At 72.4% G+C, this 24,750-nt stretch carries 24 protein-coding genes and 1 riboswitch; of the genes, 15 read left to right on the top strand and 9 right to left on the bottom strand.

Features of this window, described 5'->3' with window-relative positions; genetic code table 11:
- Positions 1 to 6: 6 nt before the first annotated feature.
- Both rpe and ACH34S_RS14445 read left to right on the top strand, forming a co-directional pair.
- On the top strand, positions 7 to 684 hold the full coding sequence (rpe, locus tag ACH34S_RS14450) for a ribulose-phosphate 3-epimerase (protein ID WP_132170532.1): 678 nt from the start codon (positions 7 to 9) through the stop codon (positions 682 to 684).
- Entirely contained in the window at positions 681 to 1,319 is a 639-nt protein-coding gene (locus tag ACH34S_RS14445; protein WP_395953085.1) for an HAD-IA family hydrolase, read from the top strand. The genes rpe and ACH34S_RS14445 overlap by 4 nt, the downstream gene beginning before the upstream one ends.
- 7 nt (positions 1,320 to 1,326) lie before the next feature.
- On the opposite strand, the gene ACH34S_RS14440 is transcribed toward ACH34S_RS14445, so the two are convergent.
- A complete protein-coding gene (locus ACH34S_RS14440) occupies positions 1,327 to 2,817 on the bottom strand; it encodes a P-loop ATPase, Sll1717 family (protein ID WP_395953084.1) in 1,491 nt (496 codons plus the stop codon).
- Positions 2,818 to 3,037: 220 nt separating this feature from the next.
- Between ACH34S_RS14440 and ACH34S_RS14435 the strand changes: the two genes are divergently transcribed.
- The 8 genes from ACH34S_RS14435 (at position 3,038) to ACH34S_RS14400 (ending at position 9,218) form a co-directional block, all read left to right on the top strand.
- A complete protein-coding gene (locus ACH34S_RS14435; protein ID WP_395953083.1) occupies positions 3,038 to 4,039 on the top strand; it encodes a hypothetical protein in 1,002 nt (333 codons plus the stop codon).
- Complete coding sequence (locus ACH34S_RS14430) at positions 4,036 to 4,545, top strand: NUDIX domain-containing protein (RefSeq protein ID WP_395953082.1); 510 nt, start codon at positions 4,036 to 4,038, stop codon at positions 4,543 to 4,545. Before ACH34S_RS14435 ends, ACH34S_RS14430 begins: the two co-directional genes overlap by 4 nt.
- Before the next feature lie 85 nt (positions 4,546 to 4,630).
- A riboswitch (FMN riboswitch) is annotated at positions 4,631 to 4,761 on the top strand.
- Between the two features lie 72 nt (positions 4,762 to 4,833).
- A complete protein-coding gene (locus ACH34S_RS14425; RefSeq protein ID WP_395953081.1) occupies positions 4,834 to 5,427 on the top strand; it encodes a riboflavin synthase in 594 nt (197 codons plus the stop codon).
- Entirely contained in the window at positions 5,424 to 6,077 is a 654-nt protein-coding gene (gene pnuC, locus ACH34S_RS14420; protein WP_395953080.1) for a nicotinamide riboside transporter PnuC, read from the top strand. Before ACH34S_RS14425 ends, pnuC begins: the two co-directional genes overlap by 4 nt.
- Entirely contained in the window at positions 6,074 to 7,300 is a 1,227-nt protein-coding gene (locus ACH34S_RS14415) for a bifunctional 3,4-dihydroxy-2-butanone-4-phosphate synthase/GTP cyclohydrolase II (RefSeq protein ID WP_395953079.1), read from the top strand. The genes pnuC and ACH34S_RS14415 overlap by 4 nt, the downstream gene beginning before the upstream one ends.
- Entirely contained in the window at positions 7,300 to 7,806 is a 507-nt protein-coding gene (gene ribH, locus ACH34S_RS14410) for a 6,7-dimethyl-8-ribityllumazine synthase (RefSeq protein ID WP_395953078.1), read from the top strand. The genes ACH34S_RS14415 and ribH overlap by 1 nt, the downstream gene beginning before the upstream one ends.
- Before the next feature lie 88 nt (positions 7,807 to 7,894).
- Positions 7,895 to 8,770: an ATP phosphoribosyltransferase gene (gene hisG, locus ACH34S_RS14405; protein WP_395953077.1), complete on the top strand. Its 876-nt coding sequence runs from the start codon at positions 7,895 to 7,897 to the stop codon at positions 8,768 to 8,770.
- Position 8,771: 1 nt separating this feature from the next.
- Positions 8,772 to 9,218 (top strand): PH domain-containing protein, encoded by a 447-nt coding sequence (locus ACH34S_RS14400; RefSeq protein ID WP_395953076.1) that lies wholly within the window; start codon positions 8,772 to 8,774, stop codon positions 9,216 to 9,218.
- A 121-nt stretch (positions 9,219 to 9,339) separates the two neighbouring features.
- Here the strand turns inward: ACH34S_RS14400 and ACH34S_RS14395 are convergent, their stop codons facing one another.
- The 3 genes from ACH34S_RS14395 to ACH34S_RS14385 are packed head-to-tail and all read right to left on the bottom strand — an operon-like array spanning position 9,340 to position 12,662.
- On the bottom strand, positions 9,340 to 9,978 hold the full coding sequence (locus ACH34S_RS14395) for a hypothetical protein (protein WP_395953075.1): 639 nt from the start codon (positions 9,976 to 9,978) through the stop codon (positions 9,340 to 9,342).
- 4 nt (positions 9,979 to 9,982) lie between these two features.
- Positions 9,983 to 11,383 (bottom strand): selenium-binding protein SBP56-related protein, encoded by a 1,401-nt coding sequence (locus tag ACH34S_RS14390; protein WP_395953074.1) that lies wholly within the window; start codon positions 11,381 to 11,383, stop codon positions 9,983 to 9,985.
- Positions 11,384 to 11,393: 10 nt separating this feature from the next.
- Complete coding sequence (locus ACH34S_RS14385) at positions 11,394 to 12,662, bottom strand: sulfite oxidase (RefSeq protein WP_395953073.1); 1,269 nt, start codon at positions 12,660 to 12,662, stop codon at positions 11,394 to 11,396.
- Between the two features lie 134 nt (positions 12,663 to 12,796).
- Here ACH34S_RS14385 and ACH34S_RS14380 point away from each other — a divergent pair, with 134 nt between their 5' ends.
- From ACH34S_RS14380 to ACH34S_RS14365, 4 genes are read left to right on the top strand one after another with little or no spacing between them, the layout of a single operon-like run.
- Entirely contained in the window at positions 12,797 to 13,690 is an 894-nt protein-coding gene (locus ACH34S_RS14380; RefSeq protein ID WP_395953072.1) for an AAA family ATPase, read from the top strand.
- Between the two features lie 2 nt (positions 13,691 to 13,692).
- Complete coding sequence (locus ACH34S_RS14375) at positions 13,693 to 14,835, top strand: VWA domain-containing protein (protein WP_395953071.1); 1,143 nt, start codon at positions 13,693 to 13,695, stop codon at positions 14,833 to 14,835.
- Positions 14,828 to 15,952, top strand: coding sequence for an XdhC family protein (locus ACH34S_RS14370; protein WP_395953070.1), 1,125 nt, complete (start codon positions 14,828 to 14,830; stop codon positions 15,950 to 15,952). Before ACH34S_RS14375 ends, ACH34S_RS14370 begins: the two co-directional genes overlap by 8 nt.
- 18 nt (positions 15,953 to 15,970) lie before the next feature.
- Positions 15,971 to 16,570 carry an NTP transferase domain-containing protein gene (locus tag ACH34S_RS14365; RefSeq protein ID WP_395953069.1) on the top strand — a complete coding sequence of 200 codons (600 nt, stop codon included), beginning with the start codon at positions 15,971 to 15,973 and terminating at the stop codon, positions 16,568 to 16,570.
- Positions 16,571 to 16,595: 25 nt separating this feature from the next.
- Here the strand turns inward: ACH34S_RS14365 and ACH34S_RS14360 are convergent, their stop codons facing one another.
- Genes ACH34S_RS14360 through ACH34S_RS14340 form a run of 5 tightly spaced genes read right to left on the bottom strand, consistent with a single transcriptional unit; the run spans position 16,596 to position 22,655 of the window.
- Positions 16,596 to 17,813: a DUF6986 family protein gene (locus tag ACH34S_RS14360; RefSeq protein ID WP_395953068.1), complete on the bottom strand. Its 1,218-nt coding sequence runs from the start codon at positions 17,811 to 17,813 to the stop codon at positions 16,596 to 16,598.
- Positions 17,814 to 17,859: 46 nt separating this feature from the next.
- Entirely contained in the window at positions 17,860 to 18,819 is a 960-nt protein-coding gene (locus ACH34S_RS14355) for an aldose 1-epimerase family protein (RefSeq protein ID WP_395953066.1), read from the bottom strand.
- Between the two features lie 28 nt (positions 18,820 to 18,847).
- Entirely contained in the window at positions 18,848 to 20,260 is a 1,413-nt protein-coding gene (locus ACH34S_RS14350; protein WP_395953065.1) for a DUF1116 domain-containing protein, read from the bottom strand.
- A complete protein-coding gene (locus tag ACH34S_RS14345) occupies positions 20,257 to 21,711 on the bottom strand; it encodes an FdrA family protein (RefSeq protein WP_395953064.1) in 1,455 nt (484 codons plus the stop codon). The genes ACH34S_RS14350 and ACH34S_RS14345 overlap by 4 nt, the downstream gene beginning before the upstream one ends.
- Positions 21,708 to 22,655, bottom strand: a complete 948-nt coding sequence (locus tag ACH34S_RS14340; RefSeq protein WP_395953063.1) for a DUF2877 domain-containing protein — start codon at positions 22,653 to 22,655, stop codon at positions 21,708 to 21,710. Before ACH34S_RS14340 ends, ACH34S_RS14345 begins: the two co-directional genes overlap by 4 nt.
- A gap of 212 nt (positions 22,656 to 22,867) precedes the next feature.
- Here ACH34S_RS14340 and ACH34S_RS14335 point away from each other — a divergent pair, with 212 nt between their 5' ends.
- The gene (locus ACH34S_RS14335) at positions 22,868 to 24,637 is read left to right on the top strand and encodes a PucR family transcriptional regulator (RefSeq protein ID WP_395953062.1); all 1,770 of its coding nucleotides are present in this window, start codon (positions 22,868 to 22,870) and stop codon (positions 24,635 to 24,637) included.
- Positions 24,638 to 24,750: the final 113 nt, after the last annotated feature.

Raw genomic sequence — 24,750 nt, 5'->3', positions numbered from 1 at the left:
GGCATCATGGCTCCACAGATCGCACCCAGCATCCTGTCCGCCGACTTCGCCCGCCTGGCCGAGGACGTCGAGCGCATCGCCGACTCCGCCGACTGGGTCCACGTCGACGTCATGGACAACCACTTCGTCCCGAACCTGACCTTGGGACTGCCCGTCGTCCAGGCACTGCTCAAGCACAGCGCGCTGCCGCTCGACTGCCACCTGATGATCGAGGACCCCGACCGCTGGGCGCCGGAGTACGCCGAGGCCGGAGCGAAGAGCGTCACCATCCACGCCGAGGCGGCCAAGGCCCCGATCCGCACCCTGCGCGCCATCCGCGCCGCGGGCGCGCGCGCGGGCCTGGGCGTCAACCCGGCCACCCCCGTCGACGGCTTCGAAGACCTCCTAGGCGAGATCGACATGCTCCTGCTGATGACCGTCGAGCCCGGGTTCGGCGGCCAGAAGTTCCTGGACGTCGTCCTGCCGAAGGTCCGCCGCGCCCGCGAGCTCATCAAGGGCCGCGATCTCCCCGTCTGGCTCCAGGTGGACGGCGGCGTCAGCGCCGAGACCATCGAACGCTGCGCGGAGGCCGGAGCGGACGTGTTCGTCGCGGGCAGCGCCGTCTACGGCGCGGACGATCCCGCCGACGCCGTCCGCAGGCTCCGCGGCCAGGCCGAAGTAGCGACAGCGAAGGCGAACTGGTGATCCTGCCCTGCGCGGCCGTCCTGTTCGACGTGGACGGCACCCTCGTCGACTCCACGCCCCTCGTAGAGCGGGCCGCCCGGGAATGGGCCGCCGAGTACGGCATCGACCCGGACGAGTTCCTCTCCGACGCCCACGGCCGCCGCACCGTCGACCGCGTCGCCGACTTCCTCCCACCCGAGCAGGTCCTCGAAGCCACGGCACGCCTGGACGCGCTGGAGTCCGTCCGCACCGACGGCATCACCGCCCTGCCAGGCGCCGTCGACCTCCTGACGAACATGAACGGACTGCCCTACGCGTTCGTCACCTCGATGGACAGGCCGCAACTGAAACTCCGCACGGAAGTGGCCGGCGTGCCCGTCCCGCAAGTGGTGGTGACCGCCGAAGACGTCCCGACCGGAAAACCGGACCCGACCGGCTACCTCAAGGCCGCCCGGACCCTGAACGTGGACCCGTCCGCCTGCATCGTCATCGAGGACGCCCCTGCGGGCGTAGCGGCGGGCCTTGCCGCCGGTGCGACCGTCCTTGCGGTGACCACCAGCCACGACCCGGCGGTCCTCACCGCAGCACACCGGATCATCCAGAACCTCACCCAGGTCACGGCGGCACAGACCGGCCTGCGCCTGGCAGACGGCTGACGACCGCTCACCCCTCCGCGGCGGCGATGCCCAGGGACGAGCGGAACATCTCGTGGATCCGGAAACGCTTGACGGCCGCCACGTTGAGGTGCTGCACCTGATGGCTCCCCAGGAAGGTGCCGTCCCCGTGGGCCTGGGCGGTGAGCAGCCCCGACCGCCACAGGACCTCGATGAGGTCGTTCGGGTAGCAGTGCGGCAGCCACGACTCCGTCCCGCGCGTGGGGATCTCACCGACGGCCAGCTCAAGGCAGAGCAGTTCCAGCTCCTCGCGCTCGAACGTGTGCGGGCGGCTGCGGAAGACCTCGAAGACGCTCAGGAGCCCCGGGTACTGGGAGCGGTACTCGGCGGCGATGTCCCTGGTCCGTTCGGCCGAGTAGCCGTACTCGCACCGCTCGATCGCCGAGTACGGCACCGGCAGCTTGGAAGCGCGCCTTCTGGCCTGCGCCAGCGCCTCCGAACAGAACTGGATGATCTCCCTCGGCCGGTACAGCGTCCGGTCGACCATGTAGCGGAACGCGGTGTCCCGTGCCTGGCCCGGCGGTGAGGCGAAGACCGCCGACCAGCAGGCGTGGTCCCCGGCCCGCTCCAGCGCCTCCACGTCGAAGCCCTTCTCGTGCGCCGAGTACCGGATCCGCTTGGCGATGAGCTCCAGCAGGGACTCCTCCGACCAGTAGATCTTCTCCAGCAGATCCCGGTGCTTCTGCGCGTCGTCGTAAAGGGCCGGGATGTCGTCGTAGAGCTCCTGCCGCAGCGACACGTACACCCGCAGGTTCTTGTGCAGCCCGTTGATCGACACGCAGGCCTGGAACAAGCCCGAGACGAACGCCTTGGCGTCCTCGGACGAATCCCACCCGCGGTCGAGTTCGTCGACGAGCACGATGACCCGCTGGCCGTCCAGCACCTTCTTCAACGCGGGCTGCAGATTGTGGATCTCTTCGAGTTTGTAGAGCCGGTCCAGCTCCCGCGTCCGCAGCCCAGCCTCGATCGGCCCGAGCTTGATGGCCTCAAGCCGCTTCAGATACGACACCAGCAGCGACAACGGCCCGAGCTGATGGGCACCGTGATTGTCCCGGATGTAATTGTGGATCTCCCGGCCGCCGCCCTTGGTCAGCCGCATTCCCTTCCGCGCCAGCGCCTTCATCACCAGCACGTAGATGAGGTACTTCCAGGCCGCCGCATAGGCGCCCTGCTTCGCCCACGACCCCGCGTCCTCGGCCTCCATCGTCGAGCTGAGCAGCTCGTAGGAGTAGTCCTCCGGGCTCAGCTCGATGACATGGCTGCCCTCCGCCCGCTCCCGCTTGGCCAGCACCTGGAAGATGGCGCTCTTCCCGGCCCCGCGATTGCCCATCAGGATCGTCTTCGCCCCTGACCGGACCCGCTGGTAGGCATCGGATTCGACGAAATACTTCTCCAATCCACGGGAAATGTCCCGCTCAGCCGACGGAGTGCCGAAGTCGAGGACGTCCAGAATCTTCGGCGACAAGGTCACTTTGCCCATGGGCCAACCCCCGGATCCGCAGCGGTTTCCGCCAACGAGTTTCATCCCGCCACCGCTCCCCGGCAACCCCGCCGCGAGTTCCGCCCGGCCAGGCGATCGCCGACATCAACGACCCTGTTCGGTCTCGCCGTCAACGCGGGTGACTGCCGAGCCTCCCGGCTTTCTCCGATTCCGCGGCGCTCAGCGGCGGGCGCGCGCGTTCCGCTGGTTCCGTGTGCGGTTGACGCACCTGCTCGAAGATGGACACTCGGAGCAAAGCCCGGCGCGAGACGGTTCGGGGGTTGGCGTGGACATCAGTGCGGTATTGACCGTCGCCTCGCAAGTCGCCGGAGCCACGGGTTTGGTGACCGTATCGTCGAGCGCGTCCAGGTGGATGAAGCGGACGGCGAGGTTCCGGCAGCAGGCCGACGTCGCCAAAAAGGTCCTCGGTCTGCATCAGGGCGGGATGGTGGCCTACCGTCACGACTCCCGGCACGTCCTGTACACCGGGACTGAGACGTTACATCCGGACAACCTGCATGGCCTCGTCGCAGCGAGCGGCAACGACTACGTACGGGCCCAGCAGGCGGGCCGGGTCCGGATCGAGGACGAGTTACGCGCCCACGCCGCGCACGACCTGGTGCTCATCGGCAGCCCGATCGCCGAAGGGCTCTCCCGCGTCCTGTTCGGCTACGTCCCTGATGGCGACGCGGATTCGCTGACCCTGAGCGACGCTCCGGTGGACCTGCCCTACCGCTGGGTCATGTCCAAGAACGACGTGGCGGAAGGGGCCGTCGCCCGGCGTCTCGTCCCCGGCCGCGGAATGGTCGAGCGGCCGAACTGGCGTATCACGGGACCCGAGCGCAGCTACGTCCCGAGGGTCGACGAGGACGGCGTCCTGCTGGAGGACTATCTCCTCGTCACCAAGCTTCGCAACTACCTCTCGCCCGTCGCGCTCGACGACGGGCGCGCGGTGATCAGCTTCGGCGGCACCCACGGCACCGGCACCCGGGCGCTGGGCCTGATCTTCAGGGACAGGGACGTCCTCGGGGAACTCGTCGATCAGCTGCGGTCCCGGCCCGCGGCGTTCCAGATGCTGTTCCGGGTAGGAGACATAGCGCACGATCAGAAGGCGGGCAGCCATGCGCGCGCGATAGAACTGGTCGAGAACGCCATCATCCTGCCTGACAACGACCAGGTCTGGCGCACGGCCGCGCAGACGCTCGAGAGGAACCTGCGATGACGCCGCGCAAGCGACCGGAGGTCAAGTTCGCCCCAAGGGAGACCTTCGAGAGCATCCTCGAATACGCGGTCATCCCGACCTTCGATCTCGTGGTGGAGCTCCCCGAGGACGGCGGTGTGATCCTGGTGCGACGCACGATCGCCCCCTACCAGAACAAATGGGCGCTTCCCGGCCTGCGCATGTTCAAGCCCGAAAGCATCGACGACGTCATCGCGCGCGTCGCCGAGGACGAGCTCGGGCTTGCCGTCGACGTCGACGGCAAGCGGTTCCTCGGTCAGTACGTCGGCCGGTTCAAGACCGAGCACGAACGGCAGGACCTCTCCACGGGATACGCCGTCCGCGCGTCCAGCGCCGAAATCCGGATCAACCCAGACCACTTCTCCGGCCACCAGATCATCAAGAAGTGGGGCGAGGTCCCGCCCGCCACTGGCGCCATGTACCGCTACTACCTGGCTGAATACTTCGACAAGGCCGACGCCCTCCATGGAGACCCGGAGCCGCGCTGACCTCCCATGGCCGCCGGAGCGGCGTCGTGGCGATGGTCACATCGGGTGGGAATGCGTGGCGTGGCACACTGGTTGGCAAGCATGAACGCGTGCTCCGGGGTCGGTGAAATTCCGAACCGGCGGTGACAGTCCGCGACCCGGCCGAAGCCATCGGCCGGTTGACCTGGTGGAACTCCAGGACCGACGGTGAAAGTCCGGATGGGAGGCAGCGCGCGGCACGCCCCTGTCCCAGGGGGCGTGCGCCGATGTATCGACGTCCCCCGGAGCCTTAACTAGGAGGCCCGGGAGATGTTCACAGGCATCGTCGAGGAACTCGGCGAGATCGTGGGGATCGAGCCCTCGGACGGCTCGGTCGCGCTCACGGTCCGCGGCCCGCTCGTCACACAGGACGCCGTGCACGGCGCGTCGATCGCCGTCAACGGCGTCTGTCTCACCGTCGTGGACGTCAAGGACGAGGCCTTCACCGCCGACGTCATCAAGGAGACCCTCGACAGGTCGAGCCTCGGGGCGCTCGCGCCCGGCTCCAAGGTCAACCTGGAACGGCCCGTCCGGCTCTCCGACCGGCTCGGCGGGCATCTCGTCCAGGGCCATGTGGACGGCGTCGGCGAGATCATCTCCAGGGAGCCGGGTGAGCGGTGGGACGTCGTCACCGTGTCCCTGCCCTCTGACCTGGGCCGCTATGTGGTGAACAAGGGCTCGATCACCGTTGACGGCATCAGCCTCACGGTCGTGGAAGCCGCAGCCGACCGGTTCAGCGTCGCGCTCATCCCGACCACACTCGCGCTCACCACGCTCGGCCACAAGAAGCCCGGCGACCCGGTGAACCTCGAAGTGGACGTCGTCGCCAAATACGTCGAACGCATGCTGGGCGACCGGCGATGAGCTGGCTCGGCGCCGGATTCGAGGTGTTCGGCGAGCACATTCTCTGGACCGACCTCATCGGCAACGTCCTCTCGCTCGCCGTTGTGTGGCTCGCCATGCGCAAGACCCTCTGGACGTGGCCCGTGCAGCTCGCCGGCGCCGCACTGCTGCTCGCCGCGTCGCTGCATGCGCACGTCCCAGGGAACGCTCTCAAGCAGGTGCTCTTCTGCGGGCTCGCCCTCTACGGGTGGGCCATGTGGACGCGTGGACGGCGTGAGGCCCGTGGGCTCGTCGTCCGGCAGGCGACGCTCAAGGAGCGTGCCGTTCTGGCGGGTGTGCTGCTGGTGGGCACCGCGGTGGTCGCGCAGCTGTTCGTCCACATGGAGTGGCTGAAGATCGCCTGGTCGCCGTGGGCGAACGCCTACATCTTCGTCGGCAGCGCGGTCGCGACCTTCGCGCAGAGCCGCGCGCTCGTCGACTTCTGGATCGTCTGGGTGCTGGTCGACCTGGTCGGGGTCCCGCTGGCGTTCAAGTCCGGGCTGTACGTCTCCGGCGCCGTCTACGGGATCTTCTTCGTGATGGTGCTGGTCGGGTTCAGGAACTGGCTCCGGGAGTCCCGGGCCGTGCAGGGGGCGCACGCCCCCAGGGAGAAGGCGGTGACCGCATCATGAGCGGTAAGGACGGCGACGGGATCTTCGACTCCATCGAATCGGCGGTGGCCGACATCGCGGCGGGACGTCCCGTCGTGGTCGTCGACGACGAGGACCGCGAGAACGAGGGCGACATCATCTTCGCGGCGGCCAAGGCCACGCCCGAGCTGCTGACGTTCACGATCCGGTACACGAGCGGCGTCATCTGCGTCCCGATGGAGGGCCCCGACCTCGACCGGCTGCAGATCCCGCTGATGACGGCGCAGAACACCGAGCGCATGCGCACCGCGTACACGGTCAGCGTGGACGCCCGGCTCGGCATCAGCACCGGCATCTCCGCCGCCGACCGGGCCCGGACGATCAAGACGCTGTGCGACTCGGCGTCCGAGCCGCGCGACCTCGTCCGTCCGGGGCACATCTTCCCGCTGCGCTACCGCGAGGGCGGGGTGCTGCGCAGGCGCGGGCACACGGAGGCCGCCGTCGACCTCGCCAGGCTGGCCGGGCTGTCCCCGGCGGGCGTCCTCGCAGAGGTGGTGAACGAGGACGGCACCATGGCGCGCCTGCCGGAACTCCAGGTCTTCGCCAAGGAGCACGGGCTCAAGCTCGTCTCGATCGAACAGCTCGCCGAGTACCGCAAGCGGCACGAGTCGATGGTGACGCGCGTCGTGGAGACGCGCCTGCCGAACCGGTACGGGACGTGGCGCGCGGTCGGGTTCTCCAGCGCCATCGACGGCGGCGAGCACGTCGCGCTGGTGCTCGGCGACCTCGCAGACGGCGAGGACGTCCTGATCAGGGCCCATTCGGAATGCCTCACCGGCGACGTCCTGCACTCCGACCGCTGCGACTGCGGCACCCAGCTCGACGCCGCCATGGAACGCATCGCCGAAGAGGGCCGCGGCGTCGTGCTGTACCTGCGCGGGCACGAGGGGCGCGGCATCGGCCTGCTCGCCAAGCTGCAGGCGTACGCGCTGCAGGACAACGGGTCCGACACCGTCGACGCCAACCTGGAGCTGGGGCTCCCCGCCGACGCGCGCGAGTACTCCAACGCCGCCCACATGCTGCGCGACCTCGGCGTACGCTCGGTCCGGGTGCTCACCAACAACCCCGACAAGCTCAAGGGCCTGGACGGGTTCGGCGTGGAGGTGCGCGGCCGCGAGTCCATGCCCGTCGTCGTCACCGAGCACAACCGGCGCTACCTGACGGTCAAGCGGGACCGTCTCGGACACCAGATCGAGGGACTCTGATGAGCGGAGCGGGACGCCCCGAGGACACCGCCGTCGACGCCGCCGGCGTCACGCTCGGCATCGTCTGCACCCGCTGGCACGAGCCGATCACCGACCGGCTCCTGGAACGGGCGCTCGCGGCGGCGAAGTCGTGCGGCGTCGACGAGCCCGTCGTCGCGCGCGTCGCCGGGGCGCTGGAGCTGCCCGTGATCGCGCAGCAGCTCGCCCGCGACCTCGACGCCGTCGTCTGCCTCGGCGCGGTCATCCGGGGCGCGACGGCCCATTTCGACTACGTGTGCGACTCGGTGACCGCCGGTGTGACCCGCGTCGCGCTGGACGAGTCGACTCCGGTGGGCAACGGGGTCCTCACATGTGACACCATTGAACAGGCGATGGAACGCAGCGGGCTGCCCGGCAGCCCCGAGGACAAGGGATGGGAGGCGACTGTGGCCGCACTCGACACGGCACTGACCCTGCGAGGTCTGCGGCATCACGGTCACGCCGGGCACGGCCTGGAGCATATGTAGGGGTCTCAGGGCTCCGTCCCTGAATGACTCTTACTCGGCTCCTTACGTCCCGGGTTTCCCATTCTCGTCCCATTGAAAGGCTTATTCCGTGCTGTCACTCGTCCTGCCCAAGGGGTCGCTGGAGAAGGCGACCATGCAGCTGTTCGACGCCGCCGACCTCACCGTCCAGCGCTCGTCGGACCGCGACTACCGCGCGTCCATCGACGACCCGCGCATCGAGCGCGTCCGGGTGCTGCGGCCGCAGGAGATCCCGACCTACCTCGAACAGGGCCTGTTCGACCTCGGCATCACCGGCCGCGACTGGATCACCGAGACCGACGCCGACGTCGTCAGCCTCGGCGAGCTGAAGTACTCCAAGGCGACGTCCAACCCCGTTCGCGTGATCATGGCGGTGCCGGACGGCGCGCCCTGGCAGAAGGTGTCCGACCTGCCGGAGGGCGTCCGGATCTCCACCGAGTTCCCCGCGATGACGCGGCGGTTCCTGGACAAGCACGGCGTGAAGGCGACGGTCGTCCCGTCCTACGGCGCGACCGAGGCGAAGGTCCCCGACATCGTCGACGCGATCGTCGACCTCACCGAGACCGGCTCGTCGCTGCGCAAGAACGGCCTGCGCATCCTCGACACGCTCCTGACCAGCTACACCGAGCTGGTCGCCAACCGCGACGCCTACGAGAACCCCGAGAAGCGCGCCGCGATGGAGGACATCTCCCTCCTCCTCCAGGGCGCGATCCGGGCGCGCGGCAACGTCCTGCTGAAGCTGAACGTCGCGCAGGCCGACCTGCAGAAGGTCCTGGACATCATGCCGTCGATGTCGTCGCCGACGGTGACCTCGCTGGCGGGCGGGGAGTCGAACGCGGTGGAGTCGGTGGTCGCCAAGCGCGGCGTGAACACGCTGATCCCCGCGCTGAAGGCGGCCGGCGCCCACGACATCCTCGAAATCCCCATCTCGAAGATCGTTGACTGATTTGACCGAGCCTCCGGCGCTGCCGGTGGTGTGGCGCCCCCGCACCACCCGGCTCGTCGCCTACCTCACGGCGGGCGTGATCATGCTCGGCCTGATCACGCTCGCCGTGGTGGTGGCGCCCCAGTTCAAGACGTTCGACCGCGTCCTGATCGTCGGGTTCGGCGCCCTCATGGCGTGGATCCTGCACATGCTGGCCCGCTGCCGCGTCGCGGCCGACGAGTCGGGCCTCACGGTCGTGAACGCGTTCCGCACCCGCCGCCTCGAATGGCCCGAGGTCGTGGACGTCTCCATGACGGTCGGCGACCCCTGGCCCACCCTCGACCTGGCGGACGGCACGTCCATCGGCGCGATGGGCATCAACGGCGCCGAGAAGACCCTCGCCGCCCGCCAGCTCGCCGAACTCCAGTCCCTCCTCCACACCCGAGGCGAAGCCCCCGACCCCCACTGACGCGCCGCTCTACGATGACACCGAACCAGCCTCGTTCCGTGATCATTGGTGTGCAGAAAGTCATGACTTGGGTGCTTCTGTGAACCGGCGTCTTCGGTAGGTGCACACAAGACCCTGGCGCCTAGAGGGCCGTGAGGAGGGTCAGGGTGCCGGCGGTGATGAGGGCGGCGGCCCAGAGGCGGTCCAGGTTGAACCAGGCTCGGCGCAGGATGGTCAGGCCGACGATCTCGTAGACGACGACGGCGATCACGCCCGCGACGGCGAGCATCGACAGGGTGTGCACGGCGGTGACGAAGACGCCCGTCGAGACCGCGCTGCCGGACGCCGACGCCAGCCCGTGGTCGTGGCCCGCCGGGGCCGTCCCGGACGAGGTCAGCACGGGCAGCAGCATCAGGCCCGCGCCGTGCGCCGACGACATCAGGAACGACCATCCGGCGAGCTGCCGCAGCGAGATCCGCATGCCGACCCAGCGGAAATGGCGCCTGGACAGCAGCCGCCACAGGCCGAAGCCGACCAGGAGGGCGCCGCCGCCGATCGCGAGCGCCTGCGTCGCGACGACCGAGCGCGTGAGGACGATGAGGATCGCGACCGCGCCGACGGACGCGGCGTGGCCCGCGGCGATGGCCGGGAGCGACTGCAGCACGAGCGAGCGGCTGCGCTCCTGGAAGCCGCGGGCCACGGCGAACAGCCAGCCCATGGCGGGGTTGACGCCATGGAACGCGCCGAGCGCCACGAGGGCGGCGAGGGATCCCTCGGTCACCGGGTCAGGGGTAGCAGTAGGAGTCGGAGGACGCGTCGCCGCCCTGCAGGCGCGTCTGGTGCGGGCGGAGGCCGCGGAACGCGTCGCCGTGCGGGAAGAAGCGCTCGTCGAAGGTGAAGGAGCCGGGGGTGGAGTCGAGTTTGGCCATCCAGGCGCCTACTCCGTCAGGGTAGAACTGGTCGTCCCAGGAGCCGTAGAGCGAGTTGGTGATGTAGACGCGCTTTCCGTCGCGGCTTATCTCCACCATCTGCGGGCCGCCGGCCAGGGGTTGGTCAGGGGCCGCGGGGTGGGGCGCGCGGTTGACGATGCCGCCGATCCGGACGGAGCCCGCCTCTACCGGGTTGAACGGGTCGCTGACGTTGTAGCGCTTCAGCTCGCCGGTGCCCCAGCACGACACGTACAGCCACTGGTCGTCGACGGAAAGGTCGATGTCGGTGATGAGGGGCGGCACCGCGCCGAACGGCTGGATGACCGGGGGGAGAGCGGATGCGTCCGCGGGCTCTGCGGGGATGGTGATGACCTTCTTGGCCGCCCAGGCGTCGCCGTCGCGGTGCCAGAGCCAGACGGACGCCGACAGGTCCTCGACGTTGACGACCACGCCCGCGAACCCGTACAGCTTCGTCGGGTCGTGCGCGGGGCGCAGCTCCAGGACCATCTGGTGCTCGTCGCCGAGGTCCACGGTCTGGACGTGCTTGCGCTTGCGCAGGTCGAAGAAGTTCAGCGAGTGCCCGTACTTGCGGCCGAGGAGGAGTTCGGCGACGACGCCGTCCTCCACCATGGACGGCGTGCCCCATTCGGAGGTGACGAGCACGTCGTGCGCGATGTGCCACCAGGCGTCGTAGGCGAAGTACTGCGGGCCGCGGTCGACCTCCCAGCGTCCGAGCACGTCGAAGGAGGCGTGGTCGAGGAGGGCGATGCCGCCGGGGCCGTCCTCGCCGTTCGCGCCGCCGAGCGCCGTCAGGTAGAGGCCCTCGGGCCCGCAGTGGACGGTGTGCGGGCGCGAGTACCCGGCGCGTTTGGCCAGCTCGTCCGGCTCAAGGACCTTGACGATCTTCGGTGTGGTCGGGTCCTCCTTGGTGTCGATCACGTACACGCGCGAGGAGCGCAGCCCGGGGACGATCAGGTACCGGCGTTCCACGTGCGGGTGCGGCGACCCGGGGCACAGGGCGCTGCTGCAGGCGTTCCACCCGAAATGGTGCAGCTCGTCGCCGAGGAAGGGCAGGTCGGTCCAGCCGGCGACGGTGCCGTAGGAGGCGGAGGCGGGATCGACGTCCAGCACGGCGATCGCGTCCGGTTTCGCGGCGGACCGGTCGAACGCGGCCACGTAGGCGAGCTTCTCGGCGGGCGCCGACGCGGCGTCGCGCGGGGAGGGGTAGAAGGTCGGGTCTGGCGTCCACAGAGCCATGGTCGTCCTTTCAGATGACGGTGACCGGGTGCCGCACGACGGCGCCGAACAGGTAGCCGAGCTTGTTGAAGGGGACGGTCGCGGGCTGGGTCGCGCCGGTCTCGTCGGTGGCGCGGGCCAGCAGTTCGTAGGATCCGGCGCGGCGGGGATGCCAGGGGAACTCCCAGCGAGCCCATCCGCTCGGGTCGGGGTGGCGGTCGCGGAGGCGCGCGGGCCGCCAGGTCGCGCCGCCGTCCGCGCTGACCTCGACGCGCCGGATCCGGCCGCCGCCCGACCAGGACCGGCCGTGCAGCGCGAGCGGCCGCGCCGCGGGCAGCGTCGCCTCCCAGGGCAGCTCGAACGCGGACTTGACGTTCATCCTGGTCAGCGGGGCGGACCCGGCCGGCGGGTGGTCGGGGCCGAAGAACCGGTAGTAGCGGGTGTTCCAGGGTGAGAACAGCGGCTCGTCCGCCACCTGGATGTCGCCGAGCCACTTGATGGACGCGATGCCGACCCACGACGGCACGACCAGTCGGACCGGATGGCCGTGGTCGGGCGGCAGAGGCGCGCCGTTCATGCCGTAGGCGAGCAGGACGTCCTTCATCGCCTTCGCGACGGGCAGGGGACGCCGCACCCGGCCGAGGTTCTCGCCCTTGTCCACGTAGTCAGCGTCCAGCCCGCGCGGCATGATGTCCACGGCCTCACGGGTTACACCTGCACGCCTCAGCACCGTCGACAGGCGGACGCCGTGCCAGCGCGCCACGCCCACCCCGCCCAGCTTCCACGGGGTGCCCGAGACCTCCTGCCCCTGCTGGGACGCGAAGAACCCGCGCCCGTTGCCCGTGCACTCGACGGCCGCCGTGAGGGTCTCGGACGGGAGGTCGAGGAGGTCCTCGTAGGTGAGTTCGATGGGGCGGTCTTCGGTTGGGCGGTCGCACAGGCCGGTGCCCCACAGCTTCAGGCGCCAGGTGCGCGCGTCGATGAGCGGCGTGGCGGTGTGGTTGCGGACGAAGAAACGGTCGGCGGGCGTCAGGTAGCCCTGGTGGCGCATGGCCTCCCAGCGCATCTCGGCGTTGGTCCCGTGCGCGATGAACAGCTCCGGCGGGAGCGGCTTGACGATCCCGCCGGACGCGGCCGCCGTCGCGGGCGGGGCGAGCGCGGCGAGGAGGCCGCCGCCGAGCCCGGCGCTCAGCCCCGCGCCGGCCGAGAGGCGCAGCAGGGTGCGCCGGGAAGGGGAGCGGAGGCGTTCATAGGTCGCTTCTTCGGTCGGGTCGGGGTCGTTCCGGTCACCGGGTCGCATGGCTTCGATGCTGCTCAACGCCCGCGATGAAGTCAACTTTCCATACCGATTTACTAGGATGAATACGCGGATGCCCCGACATGTGCGCCGTCGCTTCGGCTGAGTAGCCTGAGAGCCGTGGGGAGACGGCGGCGATGACCCTGGACCTGGCCGGATCGCCCGCGGAGCTCGCGGGACTGCTCGACCGGCACGCCTACCTGTGCGACGACGGGCTCGCGACGGCGTGCTTCCTCGCGCTGCGCATGGGGCGGCCGCTGTTCCTTGAGGGCGAGGCCGGTGTCGGCAAGACCGAGCTGGCCAAGACGCTCGCGCGGGCGCTCGGTGCCCCGCTGATCCGGCTGCAGTGCTACGAGGGGCTGGACGCGTCCCAGGCCCTCTACGACTGGGACTTCCCGCGCCAGCTCCTGCACCTGCGCGCCGCCGAGGCCGCGGGCGCCCGCGACGTGGCGGGGCTGGAGGGCGAGCTGTACGACCGGCGGTTCCTGCTGGCCAGGCCGTTGCTCCAGGCCCTGGAGACGTCGCCCTGCGTCCTGCTCGTCGACGAATTGGACCGTGCCGACGACGAGTTCGAGGCGTTCCTCCTGGAAGTCCTCAGCGACTTCACGATCACGGTCCCGGAGCTGGGCACGATCAGGGCGGACCGGCCGCCCGTCGTCGTGGTCACCTCCAACCGCACCCGCGAGGTGCACGACGCGCTGAAGCGGCGCTGCCTGTACCACTGGCTGGAGCACCCCTCGTTCGACCGCGAGGTCGCGATCATCAGGCGGCGGCTGCCCGGCGCGGCGGAGCGGCTCGCCGGGCAGGTCGCGCGGGCCGCGCAGCGGATGCGCGAGACCGGCCTGCTGAAGCCGCCCGGCGTGGCCGAGACCCTCGACTGGACGGAGGCGCTCGTCGCGCTCGGCGTCCGCGACCTCGACCCGGCGTCCGCGGCGCTGACGCTCGGCGCCGTCCTGAAGTACCGCGAGGACCAGCAGCGCGTGCTCGGCGGCGGCCTGGAGGCCCTGCTCAACGGCGGCCCCCCGGGGTGAGCATGCGGCGCGATGTCACCGAGACGATGGTCGGGTTCGCCCGGACGCTGCGCGCGGCGGGCGGCGCCGCCGATCCCGAGCGGGTGCAGTCGATGCTGGCGGCACTCGACCATCTCGACGTCCTCGACCCGTCCGACGTGTACTGGGCCGGACGCCTGACCCTCTGCGCCGACCCCGATGACCTCGCCCGCTACGATCGGTGCTTCGCCGCGTACTTCTCCGGCGCGACCGCCCGCCCGGGCCGCAGGACGCCCCCGCCCGTGATCGTCCGCCGGACGGTGACACCCGACCAGGGCGCGGGCTCCGACGGCGGCGAGGAGAGCGACGGGCTGAAGGCCGCCACCGCCAGCGCCGTCGAGGTGCTCCGCGACCGGGACATGGCGCGGCTGACCGCCGCCGAGCGCGCCGAGGTCGCCCGCCTCATCGCGGTGCTCGGCGCGGGCGCCGAGCGGCGCCGGTCACGCAGGTTCGCGCCCGCGCCGACCGGGCGGCTCGACCCGGCGCGGACCGTCCGGGAGACGCTGCGGCGCGGCGGCGAGACGTCCCTGCTGAAACACCGGACGCACCGCACCCGCCCCCGCCGCGTCGTGCTGATCGTGGACGTCAGCGGCTCGATGAGCCCCTACGCCGACGCGCTGCTCCGCTTCGCGCACGCCCTGTCACTTTCCAGCGGGGCCCGCTCCGGCGGGCGCGGCGTGGAGGTGTTCAGCGCCGGGACGCGCCTGACCCGCCTCACCCGCGAGCTGCGGCACCGCGACCCGGACGCGGCGATGGCGGCGGCGTCCGCGGCGATCCCGGACTGGAGCGGCGGCACCCGGCTCGGCGCGGAGCTGAAGGAGTTCCTCGACCGGTTCGGGCAGCGCGGCCTGGCCCGCGGCGCGGTCGTGGTGATCGCCTCGGACGGCTGGGAGCGCGGCGACGCCGCCCTGCTCGGTGAGCAGATGGCGCGGCTGCGCCGGCTCGCGCACCGGGTGGTGTGGGCGAACCCGCACAAGGCGCGTCCCGGGTACGAGCCGCTGACCGCCGGGATGGCGGCGGCGCTGCCGCACGTCGACGACTTCACGTCCGGGCACAGCCTCGCGGCGCTGGAAGAGCTGGCCCGCCTCATCGCGGGCGGGGCGGGAAAGGGGAGCGCACATGCGTGACGTGCTGGACGACATCGCCCGCTGGTACGCGTCCGGGGAGACGTTCGGGCTCGCGACCGTCGTCAACACCTTCCGCAGCGCACCGCGCCCGCCCGGCGCGGCCATGGCCGTGTCGGCGGGCGGCGAGGTCGCGGGCAGCGTGTCCGGCGGCTGCGTCGAGGGCGCCGTGTACGAGCTGGCGCAGTCGGTGCTGGAGAGCGGCGAGCCCGTCGTCCAGCGGTACGGCGTGAGCGACGACGACGCGTTCGCGGTCGGCCTGACCTGCGGCGGGATCCTCGACGTGCTGGTGGAGCCGGTCGGCCCGGCGACGTTCCCGGAGTTCGCCGAGGTCGCCGCGTCCATCGCGGCGCGCGAGCCGGTCGCCGTCGCGACCGTCGTCGCCGGGCCGGGCCGGGTCGGCGCACGCCGCGTGATCTGGGCCGGCCGCGCGTCCGGGTCGCTCGCGCCGGGCGCCCCGCACGCCGACCGCCTCGACGCCGCCGTCGACGACGACGCGCGCGGCATGCTCGCCCAGGGCCTCACCGGCCAGCGCCACTACGGCCGCGAGGGGGAGCGGCGGCTGGACGAGCTGGCCGTCTTCGTGCACTCGTTCGCGCCGCCGCCCCGCCTGCTGGTGTTCGGCGCGATCGACTTCGCCGCCGCCGTCGCCCGGATCGGCAAGTTCCTCGGCTACCACGTCACCGTGTGCGACGCGCGTCCCGTGTTCGCCACGCCCAAGCGGTTCCCCGACGCGGACGAGGTCGTGGTGAAGTGGCCGCACAAGTACCTCCAGGAGACGGCCGGCTCGGTCGACGGGCGGACGGCGATCTGCGTCCTGACCCACGACCCCAAGTTCGACGTGCCGCTGCTGGAGGTGGCGCTCCGCACCGGCGCCGGGTACGTCGGCGCGATGGGGTCGCGCCGCACCCATGACGACCGGCTCGCCCGGCTCCGGGAGGCGGGCCTGTCCGAGGCCGAGCTGGCGCGGCTGCGCTCGCCGATCGGGCTGGACCTCGGCGCCCGCACGCCGGAGGAGACCGCGGTGTCGATCGCGGCGGAACTCGTCCAGCTTCGCTGGGGCGGCTCGGGACGCCCGCTCACCGACACCTCCGGCAGGATCCACCGCGACGCGCCCTGACCGCACTACCCTCGCGGGATGACTCTGCACGGTGCGGAACCTCCCGCGGGCCTGCTCCTCGCGGCGGGGGAGGGGAGCCGGCTCGGACGGCCCAAGGCGACGCTCGAACTCGACGGCGAGCGGCTCGTCGACCGCGGTGTCCGGATGCTGCGGGACGCGGGCTGCTCACCGGCCATCGTCGTGGTGGGGGCGGAACCGGTCGAGGTCATCGGCGCGGTCGTCGTCCCGAACCCGCGGTGGCGGGAGGGCATGGGCTCCTCGCTGCGCGCCGGGCTCGCCGCGCTGCCGCCCGCCTGCCCCGCCGCCGTCGTCGCGCTCGTCGACCAGCCGCTGATCACGGCGGCCGCGGTCGGGCGGCTGATCGCCGCGTACGAGGCGGGCGCGGAGATCGCCGTCGCGACCTACGGGGGAGAGCGGCGCAACCCCGTCCTGCTGCGGGCGGCGCACTTCGCGGCCGTGGCCGAGGCGGCGGTCGGCGACACGGGCGCGCGGGGCTTCCTGCGCGCCCATCCCGGCCTGGTCACGGCCGTCCCGTGCGACGACGTCGCCGCACCCGACGACATCGACACCCCCGACGACCTGACCGCCCTCAGGCGCCGCGGCCACGAGCCCCGCTGACCGGCGCGCCCGTAGGCGGGCGGGTTCAGGACGCGGGCAGGACGCTCTCGTCCAGCGCGCCGCAGTCGACCGCGCGGCGGAGCCGGGACGTGAGCGCCTTGATGGTGGCGGGCTCGTCCAGCACGCCGGTCGACTCGGCCCCCGCCTGCTCGTGCCAGGCGCGCACGCGTCCGATGACGTCGTCGACGCCGCTCAGATGGAACGCGTACACGGCCGCGTACCGGCTCGGCAGGTGCGCGGGATGCAGGTCCCAGCCCTGGTAGAAGCCGTGCTCCAGCGAATGCCTGACGTGCGCGGCGTGCGTCGCCCAGGTCGCGTTGACCTCGTCGGGGCCGTCGTTGCGCGGGATGACGTTGGTGGAGCCGTCCGACAGCCGTACGCCGGTTCCCGCGAACGACACCTGCATGACGTGCCGGGCGAAGTCGCAGGCGGGATGGTCGAGGCGCTGCTCGTGCGGCGGCAGCCCCAGCGCGGCCGTGTAGTCGTAGACGCCGAAGTGCGCGGCGGTGAGGCGGCCCGCGGCGGCGTCGGCGATCCCGCGCAGCCCGGTGCGGCCCTCGCCGTCCAGGATCGCGTCGGGCGTCTCGATCTGCACCTCGAACCGCAGGATGCCGGACGGCAGCCCGAGCGCGGTCTCCAGCCGGTCCAGCCACTCGGCGAACAGCACGACGTGCTCGGCCGCGATCACCTTCGGGAACGTGATCGTGAACCCGCCGGGCAGCCGGCCGAGCCGGTCGCGCAGCGCGGTGAGGAACCCGTCGAGCGTCCGCATCGAGCGCTCGTGCCCGCCGTCGGCGAACGACTTGACCCGCACGCCCCAGTAGTGGGGGAGGCCCTTGACCTGGTACGCGGCGGCGACGGCCTCGACGACCTGCTCGATGTGGCCGTCCTCCTCGGCGTCGGAGCGCACGCCGTAGCCGTCCTCGAAGTCGATCCGCACGTCCTCGACCGGCTCGGCGGACAGCTTCGCCGCGACCCGCTCGCGGACCAGCCCGGCGATCTCCGGATCGAGCCCGAACGCCGCGCCGAACGACCCGGCGCCCGGCGTGTGGGTGTTCAGCAGCCGCAGCGCCTCCGCGCCGAAGTCGGCGGGGGTCGAGCGGGAGAACCGGTCGGCCGGCACGTACACCGTGTGCACCGGCTGCCGGCCGTCGGCGCCGCCGGGCCGGCGCTCGCCGTGCTCGTCGCGGACGGCGCTGATGCGGGCGGACAGGTCGTCGTACGAGGAGACGCTGAGATTCACTCCGATATGATCCCCCACCTTGTGCCTCCGGGGGAACCTGGACGGCTCAGCCGGCCGCCTGGATTCCCCAGGTGCCGGTGAACTCCTCGCCCGGTTCCAGGTGCCGCAGGCCCTCGCCGGAGGCGAGCGCGTTCGGCGGGCACGTCATCGGCTCGACGCCCAGCCCCTCGCGGGGGTCGGGGGCGTCGTCGGCGGTGTAGATCTCCATCCAGGGGTGCGCCTCGTCCGCCCAGAGCCGCACTGTGCGGGTGGTGCCCGAGAGGTTGACCCAGGCGCGGCCGTCGCCGTCGCGGTCATCGGCGGGCCGAGCGGAGCTCGTCGATTGATTGGTGGTGGGTGGGGGCCGGAGGACGGTGTAAGCGTTGTCGATCTTCCGGTCGCTGAGGACGGGGGCGTTGCGCAGGTCGTACTTCGTGCCGGTGACGTCGAGGGGCGGGCCGGACGGGATCATCCGGTCGTCCACCGGGAGGTAGCGATCGGCGCCGAGCGTGACCGCGCAGGCGTCGATCGGCTCCCCGGTGGTGAGGTACGGGTGCGCGCCGTGCCCGTACGGGGCCGTCGCCGTGCCCGCGTTCCGCGCCGTGATCCGGACGTGCAGGCCGTCCGACGCGTCCAGGGTGTACTCGGCCTCCAGGTCGAGGCGGAACGGGTAACCGGCCGTGCCGAGGAGCCGGTACGTCAGCCGTACCCGGCCGGGTTCCTGGACGGCGGCCCGCCACGGCGCCCACCGGACGAGCCCGTGGATCGCGCAGTCCCGCTCCGGCTCGGACACGTCGAGCTGGTGCGTCGCGCCGCCGTAGGAGTAGCGGCCCCGGTCGACGCGGTTCGGCCAGGGGATCAGCAGCTGGCCGTACGCGGCGGGGGCGGGCTCGCCTGCGCCGTGCGAGAGGATCAGCGGCCGTCCCTCGTGCGTCAGCTCCCGCAGGGCCGCGCCCGCCTCGGTGACGACGGCCTGGTACGGGCCCGCGCTCAGCGCGTACTGCTCCCCGGTGATCAGCTCGCTCATGGCGGCACCGTACCCCTGACCTGGGGCTCTACGCGGTCTCCGCGAGCGCGTGCAGGGCGTCGGTGAAGACGTTCGGCGGCGGTTCCACGAGCCCGGCGCCGACCTGGCCGGTGCCCGCCTCGCGTCCGGCGATGCCGGTGTCGATGACCGGCAGGATCCCCGTGCGGACGACGCGGGTGACGTCCACGCCGACGGGGGTACCGCGGAACGACAGCAGCGGGATCTGCAGGGACGGATGCTCGGCGAGGGTGATCTCGTACATCCGCCGGGTCGCGGCGATCGCGTCGGGGACCTCCCCGCCGACGAACCGGACGATCGCGGGCGCGGCGGCGAGCGCGAACCCGCCCAGCCCGGCGGTCTCGGTGATCGCCGAGTCGCCGATGTCGGGGTTGGCGTCGTCCGGGCCGTAGTCGCCCAGGTAGAGGCCGTCGGGGACGCCCGCGGGGCCGGTGAACCAGCGGTCGCCCGTGCCCGACACCTGGATGCCGAAGTCGGTGCCGTTGCGGGCCATCGCCACGACCAGGCTGGACCCCGGAACGTTCCGCGCCGCGTCCGCGCACGCCTTCGCCGCGGCCATCCCCGCGTTGAGGAAGAAGTGGTCGTTGCCCGCCGCGAACCGCAGCGCCTCGGCGGCCCGGTCGCGCGGGACGTCCTCGGCGGCGAGCAGGCTGGGCGCCAGCTCGCGCAGCAGCAGCGACGTCGCCGCCCGGTTCCGGTTGTGCAGCTCGTCGCCCATCTGCAGCGCCTGCGCGATGACCGCCATCAGGTCGAGCGGCCCGTGGTGGCGGACGGCCGCCTGGAGCGCGGGCCCGAGGACCTCGCCCATCCAGGTCAGCCGGTCGATCACGGCCGGCCCGTACGCCCCGTACCGCAGGACCTTCCCGAGGCCCTCGTTGAGCGAGCAGTACGCGGTGCCGCCGTGCTCGGCGTCCTCCACGACCAGCATCCACATGGACGGGCTGACGACCCCCGCCATCGGCCCGACCGTGGCGTGGTGGTGGCACGGTTCGAGCGTCGCCGCGCCGCGCTCCAGGGCGTGCTCGGCGCCGAGCGGCGTCTCCGCGAGCCCTTCGAGGAGCATCGCGCCGATGAGCGCGCCGCGCATCGGGCCGGACGCGCGCTCCCACTCCAGCGGCGGGCCCGCGTGCAGGAACGTCGCCTTGTCCAGGCCGAGGACCTCGCGGGCGGGGCGCACGTCCACCAGATGCGGGCGGGAGGACACCATGCGCCGCACGGCGCGCGCGTTGGCGTCCGCGTGCCCGGGGTCGCCGAGCACCGCCGTGAGCGCCGGTTCCGTCCCGGCGGGCGGGGGCCGCCAGTCGACCCGCTCGACCGGGACGGCCTGGTCCGCGAGCGCGTCCGCGAGGACCTCCACGCCCGTCGCGACCACCCTTGGGTCGCGGGCGAGGAGCCCGCCGAGCGGTCGCCGCTGCTCGGTCATGTGGTCGTCCCTTCCGCGAGGGCCGCCTCGATCATGGCCAGGGCGTGCCGGGCGGCTTGCGCGTTCGAGGCGAACACGTCCGCGCCCGCCTCGCACAGTGCCGCCGCCTGCCGGTCGCGGTCCTGCGGGTCGGCGGGCGTCCCGCACAGCGACACGACGACGCCCAGGTCGCGGCGGTCCCGCACCGCGTCCGCGATCGCCGGGGCGAGGGACGCGGCCGGGTCGGGCTCCGCGCCGTGGCCGAGCACCACGTCCAGCAGCAGGACACCGCAGCCGGGGTCGGCCGCCTCCGCCCGGACGGCCTCCAGCCGCAGCGCCGGGTCGATCATCGGGTGGGCGCGGCCGCGGGTGTAGGCGTCGTCGCCGAAGTCGGTGAACCGGTGGTCGCGGCCATCCAGATCCCAGCCGAGGGCTTCCCGCGCGATCGCCTCGGCCTCGTCGCGGAGCGTCCCGCCCGCGAACAGCCCGCGCAGCGCCTTCCCCGTCACCGGCGCCGGACGCCGCGCCGCCTTCCAGCGGGGCCATGCGGGGACCACGCGGCGGAGCGCCTTCAGCGTCTTCTCCGCCGCGGCCGTCAGGTCGTCCTCGCCGGCGGCGGGCAGCGCGAACACGACCGGGGTGTCCAGCCGCCGGGCCGCCTCCCGGATCAGATCGGTGACCTGCGGCGCGGGCGGCTTGGACACCAGCACGATCAGCTCGGTGCCGGGGTCGGCGTCCAGCGCCGCCAGCGCCGCCAGCGCGGACCGGCCGCTGACCTCGGGCGACAGGTCCCGGCCACCGACGCCGAGGACATGGCTGACGCCGACGTCCGCCTCGTCCAGCAGGCACATCAGCTGCTGCGCGCCCGTCCCGGACGCCGCGACCATCCCGACCGGGCCCGGCCGGACCGCGTTGGCGAACCCGAGCCCCGCGCCGCCGATCACCGCCGTCCCGCAGTCGGGGCCCATCACGATCAGCCCGCGCCGGGCCGCGGCCTCCTTCAGCAGGATCTCCTGGGCGAGCGGCACGTTGTCGCTGAAGACCATGACGTTGAGGCCGGCGTCGAGGGCGTCCATCGCCTCGGGGAACACGTGCGGGCCCGGCACCGACAGCAGCGCGACCGTCGCGTCCGCGCGGGCCGCCGCGGACGCGGTCGTCCGGGGCGGCGCCACCGCACCCATGACCCCCGTATCGGCGGGCGGGCGGGACATCTCGCGGAGCAGGGCGTCCAGCGCGTCGCGCGCCCCGTCGAGCGCCTCGCCCTTCGCCCGGACGGCCACCACCAGGTCATCGGGGCTCGTGCCCGCGGGCACCGCGAAGCCCATCCGCTCCAGCATCTCGCGGTTCAGCTCGGTGCCCATCGCCACCATCGCCGCGGCCACGTCCGGCCGCTCCGACAGCGAACGGCTCACCCGCATCAGCGTGACCGAATCGTGGTAGCTCCCCGGGCGCACCTCGACCCAGTCGCTCATGCAGTCACCCTCGAAGCGGTGTGCATGCTCGTCAGCGCGAGGGCGGCGCGGCAGCCCGCGAGGACGCCGTGCGCGAGGTCGGCGCCGGAGGTGTGGCCCACCGCCAGGAGGCGCCGGACGGCCTGGCCGGTCGCCGCGGGGTCCGCGGGCTCGTGGCCCGCGACGCAGCGCAGCACCGAGGCGACCTCCGCGCCCGCGCCGCCGTCCGCCGCGCAGTGCAACAGGGTCGCGGCCAGCGCGGTCGTCCGGGTGCCCGCGTCGGCGGTGACCGCCGCGCCGAGCCAGTCGGCCAGCCACACGGCCGTGCGGCCGTTGCGGAGCGCGTCGCCGACGCCGCGCAGCGACACCAGCAGGCCGCACAGGATGTCGTCGCCGCTCGGCGTCAGGCCGGGGCCGAGGCCCACGATCCGCTCCGCCGCCTCCACGGCGCCCGCGAGGTCGCCCGCGGCGCAGCATTCGGCGAGCGCGGCCGGGTCCGGATGGTCGCCGAGGCCGCCGCCCGCCGTCCCCGCGCCGGCCAGCTCGTCCTCCAGGCACCGGACGCCGTAGGCGAGCGCGGACGTGTGCACCGGCCCGAGCACGGGCGCCGGGTCCCACCAGCGGCGGACGCGCACGTGCAGCGGGCCCGCCTCCACCTGCCCGTCGCCGACCCACGCCTCGCCGCCCTCCCGGATCGACCGGAACGGCTGCTCCCGGCGTGCCGCGACGACGACCACCGAGTTCGGCAGCCGGTGCGCGTCGGAGGCGACGACCGCGAGCACCCGCGGCTCCGGGCCGCCGCGCATCTCCAGGTACAGCGCCGCCGGGAACACGGCGATGACCCGCGCCGCGCGGCGCGGCGGGTCGAGCAGCGGCCGCAGGGCCAGGCTCGCGGCGCCGGCGGCGGGCGGCCGGCGTCCGGGCCGGGCCGGAAGCGGGATCGGGTCGCGGACGAGAGCGGTCACGGATCCTCCCGAGGCCGGCGTGGGTCGCCGCCCGGCGTGCGGGCTGCCCGGCCTCTGCCGAGACGTTAGAACGGGCCCCGCACCGGACGTATGGAGAAAGCTGCCAAGGATGCTTGTCATCGTTCGTCTTAGTTGTCAGTGTTGATCAGGAACCGGTAGCGATCACGCCAAATCGGGCGATGTACGCACCAAATAGCGAGGTGACCCCTGGCATGAGCTACACCACAGCGGACCCGGGCCCACCGGCCCTGCGGCTCGCGAGCACCGGAACACTGACCTACGGCCTGTCGGTCGGGGAGGTCCTCGGCGTCAGCACCCTGAACGGCGCCCGCCTCATCGCCGGCCGGTCCGGTCTCGAACGCATCGTCCAGCGTCTCAACGTGATGGAGGTCCCCGACATCCTGTCGTGGGTGAAGCCGAACGAGCTCCTTCTCACCACCGGCTACCCCCTGCGCAACACTCCCCAGTCGCTCGACAACCTGGTCTCCGACCTGGACGAGCGCGGACTCGCGGCCCTCGCCATCAAACTCGGCCGCTACCTGGACTCGCTCCCCGCCGAAATGATCGCGCAGGCCGACCGCCGCGGCTTCCCCCTGATCCTGCTCCCCAACGACGTCGGCTTCGACGACATCCTGAACCAGGTCCTGACCGACATCCTGAACCGGCAGGCGTCCGTGCTCGCGCGCACCGAGGAGGTGCACCGCGCGCTCGTGCAGATCGTGCTGTGCGGCGGCGGCCTCCAGGAGGTCGTCGACGAGGTCGCGACGCTGCTGGACGTCGCCGTCGTCGTCGTGGACGGCGAGCAGCGCGTCCTCGCCGGCGCCGGTCCGGACGAGCACGTCCAGGCCATGCGGGCGTTCGACGCGGGCCGGCACGCGGCCTGCGGGCGCGGCGGCTGCGGCATCATCGGCGCGCACGGCACCGGCGACCACCTGGTCGTGCCCGTGATGGCGGGCGGCTTCGACCACGGCCGGATCATCGCCTTCAGCCCCGGCGGCACGCTGCGCGGCAGCGACCTCGGCATCCTGGAGCGCGCCGCGACCGTCGCCGCGCTCGTGGTGACGAAACAGCAGGCCGTCGCGGCCGTCGAGAGCAAGTACCGCGCCGACTTCCTCCGCGACATCCTCGCGGGGCGCGCGGGCGACGACGACCGCGTCATCGCCCACTGCGCCGGATTCGGCTGGGACCTCGACCGTCCCGTGATGGTCGTCGTCGCCGAGCTCGACGGCCGCCCGCGCGGCACCCCGCCCGCCCCCGAGACGGACGGGAAGGCCCGCGGCAAGGGCACCGAGGCCGAGGCCGCCACGCGCGGCGGCGGGCGCGGCGCCGAAGAGCGCTCCGCGCAGGAGCGGCTCGCCGCGGCGTGGACGACGGCCGTCCGGCGGCACGACCGCGGCGCCGCCGTCGCGAGCTTCGCGCACGAGGTCGTCGCGGTGATCGGCGCGGACGGCGGCGACCCCGCCGAGCTGACCGCCGGGCCCGTCCAGGCGATGCTGAAGGAGGCGTCGTCGATCTTCGCCGAGCACCTGCCGGTCCGCCGGACGTTCTCCACCGGCATCAGCCGGACGGTGACGTCCCCGGCCGCGCTGCCCGAGGCGTACGAGCAGGCCGTCAAGGCCGTGCGCGTCGGGCGGCAGCTGAACGGCGCGGGCGCGCGGGCGCACTTCGACCAGCTCGGCGTGTACCGGCTGCTGAGCCTGGTGTCCGATCCGGAGGAGCTGCACGCGTTCGTCCGGGAGACGCTCGGCGACCTGGCCACCGACGACGAGCCGGAACTGGTCGACCTGCGGCGCACGCTGCAGGTGCTCCTGGAGACCAACCTCAACGTCGCGGAGACCGCCCGCCGTCTCCACTTCCACTACAACACGCTGCGCTACCGCATCGGGAAACTGGAGCGGATGCTCGGAGCGTTCACGGAGGACGCCCATCTGCGCCTCAACCTCACCCTCGCCCTTCACGTGCTGCGCATGCGTGGTATCTGAGGGTAACCAAGGGTAGTCCGACGCCTCGGTGATCTTCCGATGACGCGCCGTTCCCGCCGCTACCGGGGGCGGGCTTTGGCAGATGTCGCCGATGCCCCCCGACCGGGGTAGAT

This window comes from Actinomadura sp. 3N508 (assembly GCF_044326375.1).
GTDB lineage: Bacteria > Actinomycetota > Actinomycetes > Streptosporangiales > Streptosporangiaceae > Spirillospora.
This window is presented reverse-complemented; position numbering and strand designations above follow the sequence as displayed.